The organism is Modestobacter sp. SYSU DS0657 (assembly GCF_054050925.1).
Map to the genome: position 1 here is coordinate 63,624 of NZ_JBJHAG010000017.1, position 19,318 is coordinate 82,941.

Sequence of the window (19,318 nt, forward strand, 5' to 3'; positions counted from 1 at the left end):
GGGCGCCCCCGACCGGGCAGCGCCGGAACCGCTCCGGGCAGCGCCCGTCCCGCTCCGGGAGGCACTGGTCCCGCTGCGGGAGGCGGTGGTGCGACTACGGCTGCCGCCGCTGCCGGCGGTGGTGGCACGGGCGGCCGGCGGACGGCGGACCGGGCCCGATGAGACGCGGGCGGTCTCGTCGTGGGGAGGCACGCACAGGCCCCTTCCTCGGGTGTGTGGGCGGCGGCGGGTGCGCCGGCACCCATCAGGATGACGCGTTCAGCTGTGGACGGGTGGTGGCACGCACCACACGTGAGGCCCGACGGACAGGGCGGGCGGGAGTGACTACTCGGTCGCGGCCCGGCGCCGGGTGCGCCGGGGTGCCCGACCGGGAACCGGCTCGGCACCGAGGACGTACGAGGTCACCAGGTGGTTCCAGCCGCAGCCGCGGCAGACCTCGACGGTGTACACGGAGAACTCGTCCTGGGCGGCGTCCATCCGGGACAGCTCCGGCCCGGTCTTGGCCTGCCCGGAGACCGGACCCAGCCCCTCGCCGTAGACGTAGCTGACCTGGGTCAGCTCTGCGCGACGGCAGACCGGGCAGGGCGCCCCGGTGGGCTCCCCGTGGTACTTCGCCGCCCGGGACAGGTAGGGGCTCGCGTCGCAGACCTCGAACAGCCCGGTCCGCCCGGCCGCCACCGAGGCGAGGACCGCACGGCGCTGCAGCGCGTAGTCCACCACCGACCGTCGTCCGGGCACGGCGCCAAATGTACGCATCGTCGAGGCCCCCCGGGCCGTTCCGCCGGCCGTTCTCGAGTTGCGGGCGACAGCGCACCCCGATGTATCGTGCCGATACATCGATCCGGTGAACGGCCGGCGACGACGAGGAGGCGACGTGCTCGAACTCGCCATCCTCGGGCTGCTCCACCAGTCCCCGATGCACGGCTACGAGCTGCGCAAGGAGCTCGCCGCGGTGCTGGGCGGGCGGCGGAGCATCTCCTACGGCTCGCTCTACCCGGCGCTCAAGCGGATGGCCGCCGCCGGGCTCATCGCCAGCGACGAGCCGACCCCGCGGGCACTGCTGCCCGCCGACGCCCCGGCGCTGACCGGCCGGCGCGGCAAGGTCGTCTACTCGATCACCGCCGAGGGCAAGGAGCGGTTCGCCGAGCTGCTCAGCTCCGCAGGCCCGGAGTCCTACGACGACGAGGGCCGCTTCGGCGTCCACCTGGCCTTCTTCCGGCACACCGCCGCCGACGTGCGCCTGCGGATCCTGGAGGGCCGCCGGCGCACCGTCGAGCGGCAGCGCGACCGGCTGATGGAGTCGCTGCGCCGCACCCAGCAGCGGCTGGACCACTACACCCTCGAGCTGCAGCGCCACGGACTGGACTCCGTCGACCGTGAGGTGCGCTGGCTCACCGAGCTGATCGACAGCGAGCGGGACGACACCGCCCGGGCGGAGCAGACGCCCAGCCCACCGCCCGACCGCACCACCCCCTGAGCAGCACCACCCGCACACACCGTCAGCACACATCGTCCGGGCCCCGCAGCGGGTCCGTCGGAGGGAGACAGTCCATGGCATCGGTCAAGGTCGCCATCGTCGGCGTCGGCAACTGCGCCGCCTCGCTCGTCCAGGGCGTCGAGTACTACAAGGACGCCGACGAGACCGCGTCGGTCCCCGGCCTGATGCACGTCCGGTTCGGGGAGTACCACGTCTCCGACGTCCAGTTCGTCGCCGCGTTCGACGTCGACGCCAAGAAGGTCGGCCGCGACCTCTCCGAGGCGGTCTTCGCCAGCGAGAACAACACCATCAAGATTTGCGACGTCCCGCCGCTGGGCGTCACCGTGCAGCGCGGCACCACCCTCGACGGCCTCGGCAAGTACTACCGGGAGACCATCGAGGAGTCCGACGAGCAGCCGGTCGACGTGGTCAGCGCCCTGCGCGAGTCCGGCGCCGACGTGCTGGTCTGCTACCTGCCGGTCGGCTCCCAGCAGGCCGCGGAGTTCTACGCGCAGGCCGCGATCGACGCCGGTGTCGCGTTCGTCAACGCGCTGCCGGTGTTCATCGCCGGCACCCAGGAGTGGGCGGACAAGTTCACCGCCGCCGGGGTGCCGATCGTCGGCGACGACATCAAGAGCCAGGTCGGCGCCACCATCACCCACCGGGTGCTGGCCAAGCTGTTCGAGGACCGGGGCGTGCAGCTGGACCGCACGATGCAGCTCAACGTCGGCGGCAACATGGACTTCAAGAACATGCTCGAGCGCGAGCGCCTGGAGTCCAAGAAGATCTCCAAGACCCAGGCCGTCACCAGCCAGGTCGACCGGGACATGGGCAAGGACAACGTCCACATCGGCCCGTCGGACCACGTGCCGTGGCTGTCGGACCGCAAGTGGGCCTACGTCCGGCTCGAGGGCCGCGCGTTCGGCGACGTCCCGCTGAACCTGGAGTACAAGCTCGAGGTCTGGGACTCACCGAACTCCGCCGGGATCATCATCGACGCCGTCCGCGCGGCGAAGATCGCCAAGGACCGCGGCATCGGTGGCCCGATCCTGTCCGCGTCGTCCTACTTCATGAAGAGCCCGCCGGTGCAGTACAGCGACAGCGAGGCCCGCGACGCCGTCGAGGCCTTCATCCGCGGCGACTGACGAGGGGCCACCGTTCCCGGAGCGGTGGCCCTTCCACGGCGGCACGAGGGGCCCGGGCCGGTTGGCCCGGGTCCCTCGGCCGTTCCTCCTACGCTGACGGCCATGCCCTCCCCCCGCCGTCCGCTGGTGCTGCTGCGGGCGCTCGTCCTGGGTCTCGTGCTGGCCCTGCTCGCCGGGTGCTCGTCGGACGACGACACCCCCCGGCCCCCCGGCGACCCGGTGAGCGACGCGGAGTCGGCGGTGCTGGCCCAGCTGCTGGCCCGCAACGTCGAGGAGGGCGGCGCGGACTTCGTGGTCACCGCGCCCTACGCCGAGGGTGCGGTCCTGACGCTCACCGGCGAGGTCGACTTCAGCCAGCCCGCCGGGCGGGCCCAGGCGATCACCGCCTTCGACGACGGCCGCCCGGACGACGCGCGCACCCTGTTCTTCACCGACGAGGCGCTCTGGCTCGGCGACGTCCCCGGGCTCGACGGGGCGCTCACCGCTGCCGACCTGCCCGAGGCCTCCTACGTGCGCCGCCCCCTGGACGCGGGGGCCACCGACGGCAACGCCGCGCTGATCGACGTCCTGGTGACGATGGTGCTGCGGCTGGCCAGCAAGCAGGAGCAGGACCCGCGGTCGTTCTCCGGCTACACCTGGCAGAGCAGCGAGCTCATCGACGGGGAGCTGGCCTCCCGCTTCGACAACGGCCAGGGGACGACGGTCGCGGTGGCCGCCGACAGCGAGCTGCTGGTCCAGTACGTCGGCCGGATCACCGACGAGGAGTTCGACGTGACCATCACGCTGTCCGACCACGGCCCGCGGGAGATCACCCCGCCCTCGGACGAGGAGACCCTCGACGCCACCGAGCACCCGGAGATCGCCGCCGAGCTGGGCATCTGAAGCGGCAGAAAGAACGGGAGGGGGCGGCCTCTTCCCCAGGCCGCCCCCTCCCGCAGCTCCTTCGTACCAGAACCCGGCCCGGGCCGGGAGGCGACACGCGGGCGGATCGGTCAGTTGGCCGACGGATCGGCCGGCGCCGTCGAGAGCACCGCCAGCCGCCCGGTCTGCCGCCGCAGCACCGCGCGCCACAGCTCCGGCCCTGCCGCCGCGGTGAGCACGTCGGCCGGGCTCCCGGCGACGCACGCCCAGGCGCCCTCGGCCAGCTCGGTGGCCAGCTGCCCGGACGACCAGCCGGCGTACCCGGCGAAGACCCGCACGCCGTCCAGCTGCCCCGCCAGCGGAGCGGGGTCGGCGTCCAGGTCGACCAGGTGCACCGCACCCGCCACCGGACGCAGCCCGCTGCCCTCCGCGGGTGGCGCGTCGCCGGCCCAGCTGGCCAGGCACAGCGCGGTGTCGCTCTCGCAGGGCCCGCCGATGTGGAAGACCCCCGGCTCCACCGCCACCTCCGACCACCCGGGCAGCACGTCGTCGATCCGTACCTCGCTGGGCCGCCCGAGGACGACGCCGAGCGTGCCCGTGTCGGAGTGGTCGAGCACGTAGACGACCGCGCCGGCGAAGGTGGGGTCGGTCAGCGCCGGCATGGCCACCAGCAGCGACCCCGGTCGGACGTCGTCGATACACCCGACCGAGAGGGCCGGCACGGCAGCTCCCCGGCGGCGTCCGGCGGCCGGGGAGGCGGCGGGACGGCGCTCGGGATCGGGAGAGGCGGGCACCGGGTTCATCGCCTCCCAGTGTGCATCAGCGAGGGACCTGAGGGGTGGGCTGTCGTTGCGCCGGGCGACGTACCGTGGCGTACGTGCGACAGGGAGCGGGAACCGTGCGTTCCCTGCTCCGCCGCCCCGACTTCCGCCGGCTGCTGCTGACCCGGCTGTCCGGCCAGTTCGGCGACGGGGTGTTCCAGGCCGCGCTGGCCGGCACCGTGCTGTTCAACCCCTCCCGCGCGGCCGACCCGGTCGACGTCGCGGCCGGGTTCGCCGTCCTCCTGCTGCCGTACTCGCTGGTCGGCCCCTTCGCCGGCGTCTGGCTGGACCGCTGGAGCCGGCGGCAGGTGCTGCTGCTGGCGAACGTCGTGCGGGCCGCGCTGGTGGCCGTCGTCGCCGGGCTGATCCTCGCCGGGGTGGCCGGGCCCGCGTTCTACGTCGCGGGCCTGCTGGTCATCTCGGTGAACCGCTTCGTGCTGTCGGCGCTGTCCGCGGGGCTGCCGCACACCGCCGACGAGCCCACGCTGGTGTCGGCCAATGCGCTCTCGACCACCTCGGGTGCGGTCGCCGCGGTGCTCGGCGGCGGATCCGCGATCGTGGCGAGCGCCCTGGCCGGCTCCGCGAACGGCGGCTACGCGCTGCTCGCGGCCGGATCCGCCCTGCCCTACCTGGCCGCCTCGGCGGTGGTCGCGGGCTTCACCCGCGGGCACCTGGGTCCCGATCACGACACCGTGCAGGACCGCGCCGGCGCGCGGGACGTGCTGCACGGGATGGTCGCCGGCGCCCGGCACGTGCTCGCCCACCCACCGGCGACCGCGGTGCTGACCGTGATGGCCGTGCACCGGTTGTTCTACGGGCTGCTGACGCTGGTGGTCCTGCTGCTGTACCGCAACACCTTCACCGGCGGCAGCCGGCTGTTCCCCGGCGGGCTCGCCGGGCTGGGCCAGGTGCTGGCGCTCGGCGCGGTGGGCACGCTGCTCGCCGCGGTGGTCACACCGGTGGCGGTGCGGCGGATGGGCAAGGCGCGCTGGATCACCCTGATGCTGGCCGTCGGTGGCACCGGTCAGCTGGTGCTCGGCGGGCTGTTCGTGCCCGCGGCGACGGTGGCCGCGGTCGGCACCCTCGGGTTCGTCGCCCAGGCGGTGAAGATCTGCGTGGACACCACCCTGCAGGAGTCGATCGACGACGACTTCCGCGGCCGGGTGTTCGCCGTCTACGACACCCTGTTCAACGTCACCTTCGTGCTCTCCCTGATGGCCGGCGCGTTCCTGCTGCCCGCATCGGGGATGAGCTGGGCGGCCCTGGCCGGGGTCGGGTCCGGCTACCTGCTCACCGCGGCGGCGTTCGCCCGCTGGTGCGCCGTCCGCCAGCGCCGGGTGTCGGACACCCTCCACCCGCAGCAGCCGCCCCCCGGCGCCCGCCGCCGGCCCGAGCTGGGCCGGGACCCACGGCCGGCTACGAGCGGGAACGCCACCAGCTGAGCAGCTCGGCCTCGGCGTCGGCTGGCTCCAGCGGCCCGCGCTCCAGCCGGAGCTCCTTGAGGAACCGCCAGGCCTGGCCGACCTCCGGGCCGGGCTCGATGCCCAGCAGTGCCATGATCCGGTTCCCGTCGAGGTCGGGACGGATCCGTGAGAGGTTCTCCTGCTCGGCCAGCTCCGCGATCCGCGCCTCGAGCGAGTCGTAGGTCGCCGACAGGGCCGCGGCCCGCCGCCGGTTGCGCGTGGTGCAGTCCGACCGCACCAGCTTGTGCAGCCGGTGAAGCAGGTCGCCGGCGTCGGTGACGTAGCGGCGGACGGCGGAGTCGGTCCACTCCCCGCGGCCGTAACCGTGGAAGCGCAGGTGCAGGAACGTCAGCCGGGAGACCGCCTCGACGACGTCCTTCGGGTACTTGAGCGCGGTGAGCCGCTTGCGCACCAGCTTGGCGCCGACCACCTCGTGGTGGTGGAAGGAGACCCGGCCGCCTGGCTCGTGCCGGCGGGTCGCCGGCTTGCCGATGTCGTGCAGCAGCGCGGCGAGCCGCAGCACCAGGTCCGGGCCCGGTACCGCCGGGTCCGCCTTCTCCAGCGCGATCGCCTGGTCCAGCACGGTCAGCGAGTGCGCGTAGACGTCCTTGTGCTGGTGGTGCTCGTCGATCTCCATGCGCAGCGCGGAGAGCTCGGGCAGCACGACGTCGGCCAACCCGGTGGAGACGAAGAGGTCCAGCGCCGCTGCCGGGGAGTCGTTGAGGAGGGTGCGCGACAGCTCGTGCTGCACCCGCTCGGCGGTGATCCGGCCCAGCTCCCGGTGCATGTCGGTCATCGCCCGGACGACCTCGTCGTCGGGGGTCAGCCCGAGCTGGGCGACGAACCGCACCGCGCGCAGCATCCGCAGCGGGTCGTCGGCGAAGGAGTCGGCCGCCGCGCCCGGGGTGCGCAGCCGCCGGGCCAGCAGGTCGCCCAGCCCCCCGAAGGGGTCGGTGACCGTGCGATCGGGGCCGAGCGACACGGCCATCGCGTTCACCGTGAAGTCCCGCCGGGCCAGGTCGTCGACCAGCGACGTCCCCCAGGCGACCTCGGGGTTGCGGGACTCCCGGTCGTACCGGTCCGCCCGGAAGGTGGTGATCTCGACCCGCTGGCCGCGGATCTCCGCGCCCACCGTGCCGAAGGCGATCCCGGCGTTCCACGTGGAACCGGCCCAGCCCCGGATCACCTCGAGGGTCTGCTCCGGACGGGCGTCGGTGGTGACGTCCAGGTCGCCGGGCGGGGCCGGGTCACCCGATCCGGCGGCGAGCAGCGCGTCGCGCACCGACCCGCCCACCAGGTGCACGGAGAAGCCGGCAGCGGTGAACCGGCGGCCCAGCTCGGCCAGCACCGGGGAGACGTCGACCAGCGCCCGCACGGTCTCCTGGACCGCCGGGGGCACGGGCTCGCTCGGACGACGGGGCGGGGGCTGCGCGGACACGACGGTCGAGGGTAGTGCCGGCCGGGCGGGGACTCCCGCGCGCGCTACCCTCCTGACATGGCTGGGACGGGCGGGCGACAGCGCCCCGGCCGCCGGCTGCGCCGGGTCGACGAGACCTCGGCGGGGGGTCTGGTGGTCGCCGACGACGACGTCACCGGTCCGCGCGCGGCCCTGATCGGCCGCACCGACCGCCGCGGCCGCCTGCTCTGGTCCCTGCCGAAGGGGCACATCGAGGAGGGCGAGACACCGGCCGACACCGCCGTCCGCGAGGTCGCCGAGGAGACCGGCATCCTCGGCGAGGTGGTCGCCCCGCTGGGCATCATCGACTTCTGGTTCGTCGCCGACGGGCGGCGCGTGCACAAGACCGTGCACCACTTCCTGCTTCGGGCCGTCGGCGGTGCGCTGTCCGACGCCGACGTGGAGGTCACCGAGGTCGCCTGGGTGCCCCTCACCGAGCTGCGGAGCCGGCTGGCCTACGCCGACGAGCGGGCGCTCGTCGAGCGGGCCCCGGGCCTGCTGGCCGACAGCGCGTGAGCCGGCGGGCCGCCGGCCGCGCCGACGGCCACCGCTCCTCCCGCCCCCTCCGGCGCGCCGGCGTCCTCACCGGGTTGCTGGCGGTGGTGGGCGGCCTGCTCGCGTCCCCCGCGGCCGCCGCCCCGGAGGACCAGCAGGGCACCGACCGGCCGGTGGTGGTCGACGTCGACCGGATCGAGCCGCGGACGGTCGTGCCGGGCGCCGCCGTCGAGGTGAGCGGGACGCTGGAGAACACCAGCGACGAGACCTGGTCGGACCTGGCCGTGCGGCTGCAGCGCGGCGAGGTGCTCACCAGCCGGGCCGAGCTGGCCGACGCCGCCGACGACCCGGACGACGTCACGAACGTCGTGGCCCGGTTCCAGCAGCTGGACGGGGACCTGGAGCCCGGGGAGACCCAGCCCTTCTCCTTCGTCACCCCCGCCGAGGAGCTGCGGCTGGACGCCGACGGCGTCTACCGGGTGCTGGTGAACGTCAACGGCACCCGAGCGGACGGCTTCACCGAGCGGGTGGGGGACCGCTCCACCTGGCTGGTCGCCCAGCCACCGGAGCGGACCACCCGCACGACCGTCGCCTGGCTCTGGCCGCTGACCGACCGCCCGCACCGCGGCCCCAGCGGCGTCTTCACCGACGACGACCTCGCCGACCAGGTCGCGCCCGGCGGCCGCCTGGACCGGGCGCTCGCCACCCTCGAGCAGCTCCCGCGGGTGCCGGCCGCGGCGCCCGGCGACAGCGCGCCGGCGGTGCCGGTCACCCTCGCCGTCGACCCGGCGCTGCTGGAGGAGCTCGCGACGATGGCCGCCGGCCGGTACACCGTCGACCCGCCGGACGCCGAACCGCGGGCCGGCACCGGGAGCACCGCCGCCGCGGACCTGCTGGCGCGGCTGCGCCGGCTGGCCGACGACCACCCGGTGGCCGCCCTGCCCTACGCCGACGTCGACGCCCAGGCGCTGGTCGCGGCCGGCCGACCGGCCGCGGTGCTGCGCACCCTGCCGGGCACCCCGGCAGGCACCGCACGGCAGCCGCTGGACGACGGGGCCGGCGACCTCACCGACGGTGCGGCAGCCGCGCCCACCGGCGCGCCCGCCGACAGCACCGTCGACGAGGCAGCAGCCGGGGACACCGGCGCCGGGGCCGACATCGTCCGCGAGGTGCTCGGCGTGGCACCCCGCACCGACCTCGCCTGGCCGGTCGACGGCGCCACCGACGCGGCCACCCTGGAGGTCCTCCGGCAGGGCGGGGCCGGCACCGTCGTGCTCGCCGAGGGGGCGCTGACCGAGGGCGACCGGGCGACCGGCGCCGTCGGCCGGGCCGCGACCGCCGCCGCGACCGTGACCACGGCCGAGGGCCCGCTGCCCGTGCTGGTCGCCGACGGGCGGCTGGCCGACCTGGTCGCCGGGCCGGCGACCGACCCGGACCCGGACGGCGGCCGGCTGGCCGAGCAGCGCTTCCTGGCCGAGCTCGGCGCCCTGGCCACCCAGTTGCGCGGCGCCGGCGACCAGAGCGTCCTGGTCGTGCCGCCCCGCTGGGTCGACCCCGACCCGGAGACGGTCGCGGCGATGATGACCGACACGGCGACGCTGCCCTGGCTGGCGGCGGGTCCGGTGGCATGGCCGGCGACCGGCCCGTCGGCCGACGTCGGCGACCCCGTCGCCCGGACGGACGGCGAGGCGCTGCCCCCGGCCGGGGTCACCGAGCTCGCGCGCGCCGTCGGGGTCCGCGACGACGTCGCCGCCGCCGTCTCCGGGGAGCCGGCCACCGCACTGGCCGGCTACGACGCCGCGATCGCCCGCGCCGGCTCCGCGGCCTGGCGCGGCGATCCCGAGGCCTTCGTCCGGAACGCCTCCCGGGTGCGCGAGACCCTCCTCCGGCTGCAGGACGAGGTCACCCTGGTCTCGCCCGCCGAGGGCACCTACAGCCTCGCCTCCAGCAGTGCGCCGCTGGTGCTCACCGTGCAGAACGACCTGCCCTTCGCCGTCGCCGTCCGGCTGGAGCTGCGCGCCCGGGGGAACGTCGGCCTCACCACCGAGGACATCGGGGTGCAGGTGCTCCAGCCGTTGTCCCGCACCACCCTGGAGGTGCCGGCGGAGGTGCAGCAGTCCGGTGGGTTCCAGGTGAACGCCCAGCTGACGACCCCCAGCGGGGCCCCGCTGGGCGAGGCGGTCCAGCTGCAGGTCAAGAGCACCGCCTACGGCCCGGTGACCCTGGCGATCACCGGCGGGGCCGCCGCGCTGCTGGCGCTGCTCTTCCTGCGCCGGCTGGTGCGCTTCCTGCTCGCCCGTCGCCGGGGGACGGCCGACGAGGCGCCCGGCGCGGGCGACCCGACCGCCCCGGCGCCGACCCGGAGCCCGGTGTGACCGGCCGGAACCCCGCCGACGCCCCGCAGCAGCAGCCGCCGGATGCCCCGCGTCCCCCGCTGCCGCCGCCGCCCTACCGCACCGTGCCCGCACCGCCGTCGACCGCCGGGGCGGCCGACGGCGTGGCCGACGGCGCCCGCCCGCCGCTCCCGCTGGTGCCGGAGCGGCGACTGCCGCCACCCCCGGGTCCCCGGCCGACGCCGGCCGGTCACCTGCCGCCGGTGCCGCCGCCGGCCCCGCCACGACGGCGCCCGGAACCTGCGCCGGAGCAGGCCACCGGCCACGCTCATGAGCAGGTGACCGAGGTCGTGCCGCTGCGGCGCACCGCGCTGCCCCCGGTGCCGCCGCCCCGTGCCCGCCGCTTCGTGCCCGGGCCCGACGACACCCAGCTGATCCCGGCCTTCCCGGCGATGCGCCCCCTCGACGAGACCGACGAGGAGACCGAGGGCCGCGAGGGCGCCCCCGGCGGCAGCAGCAGCATCCTGCGCGCCGCGGGCACCATGGCCGTGGCCACCCTCGTCAGCCGGCTCACCGGGCTGCTGCGCACCGTGGTCATCGCCGCGGCACTCGGCGTCGGCCTGGTCAACGACGCCTACAACACCGCCAACACGCTGCCCAACCTCGTCTACGAGCTGCTGCTCGGCGGCGTCCTGACGTCGGTCATCGTGCCGCTGCTGGTGCAGGCCCAGGAGCGGGACCGCGACGGCGGCACCCGGTACGCCCAGCGGCTGATCACCATGGCGACCGTCGGGCTGCTGGGGATGACGGTCGTGGCGGTCCTCGCCGCCCCGCTGCTCACCCGGCTGTCCGGCATCACCGGCAACGCCGAGCAGGTGGAGCTGGCCAACTGGCTGGCCCGCCTGCTGCTGCTGGAGATCGTCTTCTACGGCCTGGGGGCGCTGGCCACCGCGGTGCTGAACTCCCGCAACGTCTTCGGGCCACCGGCCTGGGCACCGGTGCTGAACAACGTGGTCGTCATTCTCACCGGCGTCCTGTTCATCGCCGCCAGCGGTCCCGGCGAGCTGACCCCGGCCACCATCACCGACCTGCAGGTGTGGTTGCTGGGCATCGGCACGACGGCCGGCATCGCCGTCCAGGCGGTCGTGCTGCTGCCGCTGCTGCGCAAGGTCGGCGTGCCGCTGCGCCCGCAGTGGGGGCTGCGCGGCACCGGCCTGGGCGAGGTGGGCTCGCTGGGTCTGTGGGTGGTCGCCTACGCGGCGATCAGCCAGATCGGCGTCATCGTGGCGATGCGGGTGGCCAACGCGGCCGGCCGCAGCGAGGACGGCCTGGGCTCGGCGGCGTTCGCCATCGCCAGCCTGCTGTTCCAGATGCCCTACGGGATCATCGGCGTCGCGCTGCTCACCGCGCTGTTGCCGCGGATGAGCCGGGCGGCCGCCCGGCACGACCTGGACGGCGTGGTGGCCGACCTGACCCTGGGCACCCGCCTGTCGGCGACCGGACTGCTGCCGGTCACCGCGCTGCTGATCGTCCTGGGCCCGGCGGTCGCGACCGTGGTGTTCAGCTACGGCAACACCGGCACCGAGGAGGCGCGGGCCATCGGTGTCGCCCTCGCCTTCGGCGCGTTCGGCCTGCTGCCCATGGCGGTGACCCTGCTGCAGCTGCGGGTCTTCTACGCGATGAAGGACGCCCGGACGCCCACCTTCATCCAGCTGGCCATGGTCGCCGTCCGCGTCCCGCTGCTGCTGATGGTGCCGGTGCTGGTCGAGCCGGAGCACGTGGTGGCCGGCCTCATGGTGGCCACCAGCGCCACCTACCTGGCCGGCTGGGTGGCCGGCAGCGTGGCCCTGCAGCGCAAGCTCGGCGTCCGGGCCGGCCGCGACGCGGGCGTCACGGTGGCCCGGATGACCCTGGTCTCCGTCGTCGGCGGGGCCCTGGGCTGGGCGGTCGTCTCCCTCGCCGGTCGGGGCCTGGGGACGTCGGTGCCGGGCTCGCTCGCCACCGTCGCGCTCGGTACCGTGGTCATCGGCATCGCGGTCGTCGCGGGTGCCGTGGTGGTCGGCGTCCCCGAGCTCCGGGAAGCGTGGGCCGGTGTCCGGGCCCGGCTCGGCACGCCACGGCGGTCCGGCCGACCGGGTGCCTGACCGGGGACGCCGTCCCCGGCGGGGGAGTGGTCCAGGGGGTCGGCACCGTCCGTGACGTCGACGATCACCGGTCTGCCCGACCGCTACCGCCCGCTGGACCAGGTCGCCCCCGACGAGCGGACGCCCACCGGCGTCATCCGCTCCTGGCGTGCCCGAGACCGGGTGCTCAACCGCGACGTCGCGCTGCGCGTGCACAGCCCCGGCGGACCGGCCGCCCGGGAGTGGATCACCCGGGCGCTGACCGCCGGCGGGCTGGCCACCCCGGCGCTGGCGATGGTCTACGACGCCGCCGAGGGCACCGGGGGCACCGAGCCGGGCGGCGCCGCCTACGTGGTCAACGAGTGGATCGACGGCGTCCGGCTGGCCGACCGGCTGGCCGCCGACGGCCCGCTGCCCGAGCGGGAGGCCCGTGCGGTCGTCCGCCGCCTCGCCGAGGGCGTGGCCGAGGCCCACCGGGCCGGCCTGGCCGTCGGCGGGATCACCGCCGAGCACGTCGTGCTCCGTCCCGGCGGCCTCGTGGGGCTCGTCTCGGTGCCGGCGGCCACCGGCTCGGTGCGCGGGGACATCGCCGCCCTCGGCGCGCTGCTCGAGCTCTGCCTGACCGGCTCCCGCGCCGACCTCCCCGGGGACCGTCCCCCGCCGATCGCCGCCCCCGACCTCGCCGCGCTGGTGCGGCGGGCCCGCTCCAGCGACCCGGGCACCGGGCTGTCCAGCGCCGCGGCGATGGCCGCGCTGCTGACCGAGCGCGGCCGGACGAGCACCGGTCCGCAGGAGGCCGCGCGCCCCGATCCGGTCAGCGACAGCGGGTGGATGCGCCGGTTGCGCGACCGCCGCGACCTGGCCGAGGCCGAGGGCCGGGGCGGGGCCGACGAGCACGTCCCCGTCCGCCGGCCTGCCGCGGGCCTGCCGCCGGTGCCGGGTGCCCCGCTGGCGCGCCCGGTCGGCGCGTCCTCCGCAGGGGCAGAGGCGGACGCCGAGGAGGAGCTGGACTGGCCCGACTCCCTGCCCGAGGACGACGCCGACGACGAGGGGCCCGCCGCCCGACGCCGGCTGGCCCTGGTCGGGTTGCCGCTCCTCGCCCTGGCACTGGTCGTGGCGGTCGGGTGGTGGTTCGGCTCGAACGTGCTCTCCGTCGCCAGCAACGTCGAGAGCGGGTCACCGACGGCTCCCGCGCCCAGCGCGCCGGCCGACGGCGCCGACCCGGGCACGGCGGAGGAGCCGGCGCCCGAGCCCGGCGCCGCCCTGCCGGTCACCGGCGCCGCCGTCTTCGACCCGTTCGGCGACGGCGAGCCGGAGAACGACGACGACGTCCCGCTGACCACCGACGGCGACCCGGCCACCGCGTGGTCCACGCTGACCTACCGGGGATCCGCGGAGTTCGGCAACCTCAAGCCCGGCGTCGGCATCGTCTACGACCTGGGCAGCGAGCAGCCCGTCGCCGGGGTGCAGCTGCTCACCGGCACCCCCGGTGCCGAGGTGGAGGTGCGCACCGGTGGCACGCCGGACGGCGACCTGGACGCCTTCGACGTCGTCGCCGCCACCCAGCTGACCGGCGACGACCAGGTCGCCTTCGAGGCGCCGGCCACCACCCGCTACGTGCTGGTCTGGATCACCTCGCTGGTGCCCGCCGGCGAGGGGTTCGCCGCCGAGCTGGCCGAGGTCACCGTCACCGCCGCGTCCTGAGGCCCGCGGCGCCTGTCCCGAGGCCCGCTGCAACGCCCCTTTCCGCCTCATGGGTGAGGGCCCTGGCGCGGGGGAATGGCGGCCCTAGGCTGTCGGTTGTGCGCCCTGTGACGAGTGACCAGCCCACCCCCGGCCCCGCCGTCTCCACGGATCCGGCCCACCCCGCCATCCCCCCGGCGGAGCACGACGGCGTCCGTGACCTGATCATCATCGGGTCCGGCCCGGCCGGCTACACCGCTGCCACGTACGCAGCCCGAGCGAACCTGCACCCGCTGGTGTTCGAGGGCTCCCAGTTCGGCGGCGCGCTGATGACCACCACCGAGGTGGAGAACTACCCCGGGTTCCCCGAGGGCATCCAGGGCCCGCAGCTGATGGACGACATGCGCACCCAGGCCGAGCGCTTCGGCGCCGAGCTGGTGCCCGCCGACGTCACCGAGGTCGACCTCACCGTCGACCCGAAGATCGTCAAGGTGGGCTCGGAGGTGCACCGGGCGCACGCCGTCATCGTGGCCACCGGCTCCAAGTACCGGTACCTGGGCCTGGACAACGAGCAGCGCCTGCTCGGCCACGGCGTCTCCGCCTGCGCCACCTGTGACGGCTTCTTCTTCCGCGACCAGGACATCGTCGTGGTCGGCGGTGGCGACTCCGCGATGGAGGAGGCGACCTTCCTCACCCGGTTCGCCAAGTCGGTCACCGTGGTGCACCGCCGCACCGAGCTGCGGGCGTCGAAGATCATGCAGAAGCGCGCGCAGGACAACGAGAAGATCCGCTGGGCGCTGGGCAAGCAGGTCACCGACGTGCACGGCGACAACGCCGTCTCCGCCGTCGAGCTGACCGACGTCGAGACCGGCGCCACCGAGCAGCTCCCGGTCACCGGCCTGTTCGTGGCCATCGGCCACGACCCGCGCACCGAGCTCTTCGCCGGTCAGCTCAAGCTGGACGACGAGGGCTACATCCTCGCCGAGCACCCGACCACGCGGACGAACATCGACGGCGTCTTCGCCTGCGGTGACGTCGTGGACAAGATCTACCGACAGGCCATCACCTCCGCCGGCACCGGCGCGAAGGCGGCGATCGACGCCGAGCGCTGGCTCGCCGAGACCTTCGACGAGCGCTGAAAGAGGAACCCCCTCGCCCCCACGCCTCGGGGGCTCGGCGCGGGCCCCCGCGAGGGGGCCGAGCGGGCATAGAAGCGATGGCCCGTTGGTTCACCAGGCAGACACCCGAGCGACCACAGGGAGCAGCACCATGGCAGGCAACACCGTGACCGTCACCGACGCCAGCTTCGCCAGCGACGTCCTGGGCAGCGACAAGCCCGTGCTGGTCGACTTCTGGGCCGAGTGGTGCGGACCGTGCAAGATGGTCGCCCCCGTGCTCGAGGAGATCGCCGCCGAGCACGCGGACAAGCTGACGATCGCCAAGCTCAACATCGACGAGAACCCGCAGATCGCGCGTGACTACCAGGTCATGTCGATCCCCACGATGACCGTCTTCCAGGGCGGCAAGCCGGTGAAGAGCATCATCGGCGCCAAGCCCAAGGGCGCCATCCTGTCGGACCTGTCCGACTACATCTGACGAAGGAGCCTCCTGCCCCCCCACCGCTCGCACACTCGCGGCGGGGCCCTGCAGGAGGGTCGACTGAGGCCCGCCCGTCCCTGGACCGGCGGGCCTCGTCGTGTCCCGGTCCGCATCCTGCCGGTCACCCGTCCGGTGGCCACGCGTCACCGGATCGCGGGCCTCCCGTCACCCGGTGCGCGCGCCGCAGAGCCGCACCCGCCACAATCGACGGTGCCCGCACCACCCGGCGACCGGCCGGGACCCGCGAACAGGAGTGACCTCTTCCGCATGGACGTCCTGCGACCCGGCAGCTCTGGCCCTGCGGTGGCCGAGGTGCAAGCGGTGCTCAGCACGCTCGACATGCTCACCGGCCAGCCGGCGTCCGGGCAGTACGACGAGGTCACCGAGCTGGCGGTCCGGCACTTCCAGCAGGTCCGCGGCCTGTCCGTCGACGGGCTCGTCGGTGAGGAGACGTACCGGGCGCTGACCGAGGCGCGCTGGTCGCTGGGTGACCGGTTGCTGCGCCACGACCCCGAGCACCCCGCCCGCGGCGACGACGTCCGACGCCTGCAGGAGCTGCTGCTCGAGCTCGGCTACGACGCGGGCCGGGCCGACGGCATCCTCGGCCCGGAGACCGAGGCGGGGCTGCGCTCCTTCCAGCGCGACTACGGGCTCACCTCCGACGGCACCTGCGGCCCGGCCACCCTGCGCGCACTGAAGCAGCTGGGCCGCCGGGTCACCGGCGGCCGACCGCAGCTGCTCCGGCAGAGCGCCTCGCTGGTCGACTCCGGGCCGCACCTGATCGGCCGGGTCATCGTCATCGACCCCGGCCACGGTGGTCAGGACACCGGTTTCACGGCCGGGGAGACCACCGAGGCCGACCTGGTGTTCGACCTCGCCTCCCGGATCGAGGGGCGGCTCGCCGCGGCCGGCGCCACGGTCTACCTCACGCACGGCCGCAGCGGCGACCCCACCGCCGCCGAGCGGACCGCCTTCGCCAACGACGCCCGTGCCGACCTCTTCCTCTCCCTGCACATGGAGGCGCACGGCTCCGCCCACGCCCGCGGGGTCGCCAGCTACTACTACGGCACCGGTTCGGGGGCCAGCTCCACCGTGGGCGAGCAGTTCGCCAACCTGGTGCGCCGCGAGGTCATCGCCCGCACCGGCATGCTCGACTGCGGCTCGCACCCCAAGACCTGGGACATCCTGCGGATGACCCGGATGCCCGCCGTCCGGGTCGACTGCGGCTACCTCTCGCACCCGGTCGACCGGCTGCTGCTCCTGGACGCCCGGCTGCGCAGCACGGTGGCGCAGGCCGTCGTCGCTGCCGTCCAGCGGCTGTTCCTGCCGGCCGAGGCCGACCCGCCGACCGGCACCTTCCTGCTGCCCGCCCGCGGCTGACAGAGGACCCCCTGCCCGCCAGCCCCTGCAGCGGGGCCGTGCCAGCACGTCACCGCACGGGCATACACTGCGACGGGTGACCCCTCCTGTGCACCCACGTCACCCGCGGCTCGACCCGCTGGCGGACCGGTACGCAGCACGCACCCACGGCATGAAGAGCTCGGAGATCCGGGCGCTCTTCTCCGTGGTCAGCCGGCCCGAGGTCGTCTCGCTGGCCGGCGGCATGCCCGCGGTGAGCGCCCTCCCGCTGGACGCCGTCGGTTCGATGATCGGCGAGCTGGTCTCCGGGATGGGCGCGCAGACCCTGCAGTACGGCTCCGGCCAGGGCGACCCCCGGCTGCGCGAGCGGATCTGCGACGTCATGGCGCTGGAGGGGATCACCGACGCCTCGCCCAGCGAGGTCGTCGTCACGGTCGGCTCCCAGCAGGGGCTGGACCTGGTCACCCGGGTGTTCATCGACCCCGGTGACGTCATCATCGCCGAGGCGCCGTCCTACGTCGGCGCGCTCGGCGTCTTCCAGGCCGCGCAGGCCCAGGTGCGGCACGTCGCGATGGACGACGACGGGCTGATCCCGGAGGCGCTGGAGCAGGCGCTGCTGGAGTGCCGGGCCCGGGGTGACCGGGTCAAGTTCCTCTACACGGTGCCCAACTTCCACAACCCGGCCGGCGTCACCCTCTCCGAGCCCCGGCGCGAGGCGATCATCGCGATCGCGGAGCAGTACGACCTGCTGGTCATCGAGGACAACCCCTACGGTCTGCTGGGCTTCGAGCGTGAGCCGATGCGCGCGCTGCGGGCCCGGAACGACGAACGGGTCATCTACCTGGGGTCGTTCTCCAAGACGTTCTCGCCCGGCCTGCGCGTGGGCTGGGTGCTGGCGCCGCTGGCCGTCCGCGAGAAGCTGGTGCTGGCCACCGAGGCGCAGGTGCTCTGCCCGCCCTCGCTGACCCAGTACGCCGTCGCCCGTTACCTGGACACCCAGCCGTGGCGCGAGCAGATCAAGGTCTTCACCGAGCTGTACCGCGAACGCCGCGACGCCACCCTGGAGTCACTCACCGCGCTCATGCCGCCGGGCACGACGTGGACCCGCCCCGAAGGGGGTTTCTACGTGTGGCTCAAGTTGCCGCACGGGCTGGACGCGAAGCTCATGCAGCCCCGCGCGGTCGCTGCGCACGTCGCCTACGTGCCGGGCATCGGCTTCTACGCCGACGGGCAGGGCCAGGAGTACATGCGGCTGTCCTACTGCTACCCGGAGCCGGACCAGATCCGGGAGGGCGTTCGCCGGCTCGGCCGGGTCATCGAGGCCGAGCTGGACCTGCACTCGACATTCGACGCGGTCGACACCGGCACCTTCCGCGCCGTGCGTCCCGGCACGCCCCCCGTCATCGGCCCGTCCAACAGCGACCAGAGTGGAGACCGCCAGCCATGAGCGAGCCGGCCGCCGCACCGGTGGAGGCCACCGGCGCCGACCAGCACCCCTTGCGTGCCCTGGTGCTCGCGGGCGGCCTGACCTTCGAACGCGAGGTCAGCCTCTCGTCGGGCAGCCAGGTCGTCGAGGCCCTGACCCGCGCCGGCGTGGACGCCGGGATGCACGACGCCGACGCCGAGCTGCTGCCCGGCCTGGCGGCCGCACCGGTGGACGCGGTGTTCATCGCGCTGCACGGCGCCACGGGGGAGGACGGCGCCCTGCGCGCCGTGCTGGACCTGGCGGGGGTGCCCTACGTCGGCTCCCCGGCGGCGGCCTGCCGGCTCGCCTGGGACAAGCCCGCGGCCAAGTCCGTCGTGGGGTCCGCGGGCGTCGCGACGCCCGACTGGGTGGCCCTGCCGCACAGCACGTTCCGCGAGCTCGGGGCCGGCGCGGTGCTCGACCTCATCGTGGCCCGGCTGGGCCTGCCGCTGATGGTCAAGCCCGCCACCGGCGGCTCGTCGCTGGGCGTGCAGAAGGTCAGCCGCGTGGAGGACCTGCCGGCGGCCATGGTCAGCTGCTTCGCCTACGGCGACACGGTGATGGTGGAACGCTTCGTCGACGGGGTCGAGTTGGCGCTGTCCGTCGTCGACCTCGGTGACGGGCCGCAGGCGCTGCCCGCGGTGGAGATAGCCCCGGAGTCCGGGGTCTTCGACTACACCTCCCGCTACACCCCCGGCCTCACCGAGTACCACGCACCGGCGCGGGTCGACGACGCGGTCGCCGCCCGGGCGGCCGAGGTGGCGCTGCAGGTGCACCGGGTGCTCGGGCTGGCCGATCTGTCCCGCACCGACGCGATCGTCACCCCGGACGGCGAGGTGCACTTCCTCGAGGTCAACGTCTCCCCGGGGCTGACCGAGACCTCGATGTTCCCGATGGCCGTCGAAGCCGCCGGGCACCGGCTGGGCGATGTGCTCGGCCGCCTGCTGGCCCGCGCCGCGAGCCGAGGCTGAGCACCAGCTGGTTGCGTCACTGACGCAACCAGCTGGTGGCCCACTGCAGGGCCCGCGGCGAGCGCGC

General features: G+C 74.8%; 16 protein-coding genes. 13 read left to right on the top strand and 3 right to left on the bottom strand.

What is annotated here, in order from left to right; all coding sequences use genetic code 11:
- Positions 1-324 precede the first annotated feature (324 nt).
- Positions 325-738 carry a DUF5318 family protein gene (locus tag ACI79A_RS12405; protein WP_457083525.1) on the bottom strand — a complete coding sequence of 138 codons (414 nt, stop codon included), beginning with the start codon at positions 736-738 and terminating at the stop codon, positions 325-327.
- A 136-nt stretch (positions 739-874) separates the two neighbouring features.
- Here ACI79A_RS12405 and ACI79A_RS12410 point away from each other — a divergent pair, with 136 nt between their 5' ends.
- From ACI79A_RS12410 to ACI79A_RS12420, 3 genes are all read left to right on the top strand, one after another.
- Positions 875-1,477, top strand: coding sequence for a PadR family transcriptional regulator (locus ACI79A_RS12410; RefSeq protein WP_457083527.1), 603 nt, complete (start codon positions 875-877; stop codon positions 1,475-1,477).
- Between the two features lie 74 nt (positions 1,478-1,551).
- Positions 1,552-2,622, top strand: a complete 1,071-nt coding sequence (locus ACI79A_RS12415) for an inositol-3-phosphate synthase (protein WP_457083529.1) — start codon at positions 1,552-1,554, stop codon at positions 2,620-2,622.
- Between the two features lie 102 nt (positions 2,623-2,724).
- Positions 2,725-3,504 carry a hypothetical protein gene (locus ACI79A_RS12420; RefSeq protein ID WP_457083531.1) on the top strand — a complete coding sequence of 260 codons (780 nt, stop codon included), beginning with the start codon at positions 2,725-2,727 and terminating at the stop codon, positions 3,502-3,504.
- A 110-nt stretch (positions 3,505-3,614) separates the two neighbouring features.
- Here the strand turns inward: ACI79A_RS12420 and ACI79A_RS12425 are convergent, their stop codons facing one another.
- Positions 3,615-4,205: a YqgE/AlgH family protein gene (locus ACI79A_RS12425; RefSeq protein WP_457083533.1), complete on the bottom strand. Its 591-nt coding sequence runs from the start codon at positions 4,203-4,205 to the stop codon at positions 3,615-3,617.
- 176 nt (positions 4,206-4,381) lie between these two features.
- Here ACI79A_RS12425 and ACI79A_RS12430 point away from each other — a divergent pair, with 176 nt between their 5' ends.
- Positions 4,382-5,746 (top strand): MFS transporter, encoded by a 1,365-nt coding sequence (locus ACI79A_RS12430; protein WP_457083535.1) that lies wholly within the window; start codon positions 4,382-4,384, stop codon positions 5,744-5,746.
- On the opposite strand, the gene ACI79A_RS12435 is transcribed toward ACI79A_RS12430, so the two are convergent.
- Complete coding sequence (locus tag ACI79A_RS12435) at positions 5,721-7,205, bottom strand: CCA tRNA nucleotidyltransferase (protein ID WP_457083537.1); 1,485 nt, start codon at positions 7,203-7,205, stop codon at positions 5,721-5,723. The two genes, ACI79A_RS12430 and ACI79A_RS12435, sit on opposite strands and share 26 nt — an antisense overlap.
- A 57-nt stretch (positions 7,206-7,262) precedes the next feature.
- Here ACI79A_RS12435 and ACI79A_RS12440 point away from each other — a divergent pair, with 57 nt between their 5' ends.
- The 9 genes from ACI79A_RS12440 to ACI79A_RS12480 all read left to right on the top strand — a co-directional run bounded on the left by ACI79A_RS12440 (position 7,263) and on the right by ACI79A_RS12480 (position 19,251).
- Positions 7,263-7,739, top strand: a complete 477-nt coding sequence (locus ACI79A_RS12440) for an NUDIX hydrolase (RefSeq protein WP_457074030.1) — start codon at positions 7,263-7,265, stop codon at positions 7,737-7,739.
- The gene (locus ACI79A_RS12445; protein ID WP_457083539.1) at positions 7,736-10,093 is read left to right on the top strand and encodes a DUF6049 family protein; all 2,358 of its coding nucleotides are present in this window, start codon (positions 7,736-7,738) and stop codon (positions 10,091-10,093) included. Before ACI79A_RS12440 ends, ACI79A_RS12445 begins: the two co-directional genes overlap by 4 nt.
- Positions 10,090-12,195, top strand: coding sequence for a murein biosynthesis integral membrane protein MurJ (gene murJ, locus ACI79A_RS12450; RefSeq protein WP_457083541.1), 2,106 nt, complete (start codon positions 10,090-10,092; stop codon positions 12,193-12,195). The genes ACI79A_RS12445 and murJ overlap by 4 nt, the downstream gene beginning before the upstream one ends.
- A 51-nt stretch (positions 12,196-12,246) precedes the next feature.
- Positions 12,247-13,878: a hypothetical protein gene (locus ACI79A_RS12455; RefSeq protein ID WP_457083543.1), complete on the top strand. Its 1,632-nt coding sequence runs from the start codon at positions 12,247-12,249 to the stop codon at positions 13,876-13,878.
- Positions 13,879-13,976: 98 nt separating this feature from the next.
- Positions 13,977-14,996 carry a thioredoxin-disulfide reductase gene (trxB, locus tag ACI79A_RS12460; RefSeq protein WP_457083545.1) on the top strand — a complete coding sequence of 340 codons (1,020 nt, stop codon included), beginning with the start codon at positions 13,977-13,979 and terminating at the stop codon, positions 14,994-14,996.
- Between the two features lie 130 nt (positions 14,997-15,126).
- The gene (gene trxA, locus ACI79A_RS12465; protein ID WP_153359386.1) at positions 15,127-15,453 is read left to right on the top strand and encodes a thioredoxin; all 327 of its coding nucleotides are present in this window, start codon (positions 15,127-15,129) and stop codon (positions 15,451-15,453) included.
- Positions 15,454-15,723: 270 nt separating this feature from the next.
- Positions 15,724-16,836, top strand: a complete 1,113-nt coding sequence (locus ACI79A_RS12470; RefSeq protein ID WP_457083548.1) for an N-acetylmuramoyl-L-alanine amidase — start codon at positions 15,724-15,726, stop codon at positions 16,834-16,836.
- Between the two features lie 76 nt (positions 16,837-16,912).
- A complete protein-coding gene (locus ACI79A_RS12475) occupies positions 16,913-18,262 on the top strand; it encodes an aminotransferase-like domain-containing protein (protein WP_457083550.1) in 1,350 nt (449 codons plus the stop codon).
- Positions 18,259-19,251, top strand: coding sequence for a D-alanine--D-alanine ligase family protein (locus tag ACI79A_RS12480; protein WP_457083552.1), 993 nt, complete (start codon positions 18,259-18,261; stop codon positions 19,249-19,251). The genes ACI79A_RS12475 and ACI79A_RS12480 overlap by 4 nt, the downstream gene beginning before the upstream one ends.
- Positions 19,252-19,318 lie beyond the last annotated feature (67 nt).

Excerpts from the sequence above, each read along its gene's own strand:
- ACI79A_RS12415 (WP_457083529.1), top strand. The coding sequence starts at position 1,552 with ATGGCATCGGTCAAGGTCGCCATCGTCGGCGTCGGCAACTGCGCCGCC.
- ACI79A_RS12420 (WP_457083531.1), top strand. The coding sequence starts at position 2,725 with ATGCCCTCCCCCCGCCGTCCGCTGGTGCTGCTGCGGGCGCTCGTCCTG.
- ACI79A_RS12440 (WP_457074030.1), top strand. The coding sequence starts at position 7,263 with ATGGCTGGGACGGGCGGGCGACAGCGCCCCGGCCGCCGGCTGCGCCGG.
- trxA (WP_153359386.1), top strand. The coding sequence starts at position 15,127 with ATGGCAGGCAACACCGTGACCGTCACCGACGCCAGCTTCGCCAGCGAC.
- ACI79A_RS12470 (WP_457083548.1), top strand. The coding sequence starts at position 15,724 with ATGGACGTCCTGCGACCCGGCAGCTCTGGCCCTGCGGTGGCCGAGGTG.
- ACI79A_RS12480 (WP_457083552.1), top strand. The coding sequence starts at position 18,259 with ATGAGCGAGCCGGCCGCCGCACCGGTGGAGGCCACCGGCGCCGACCAG.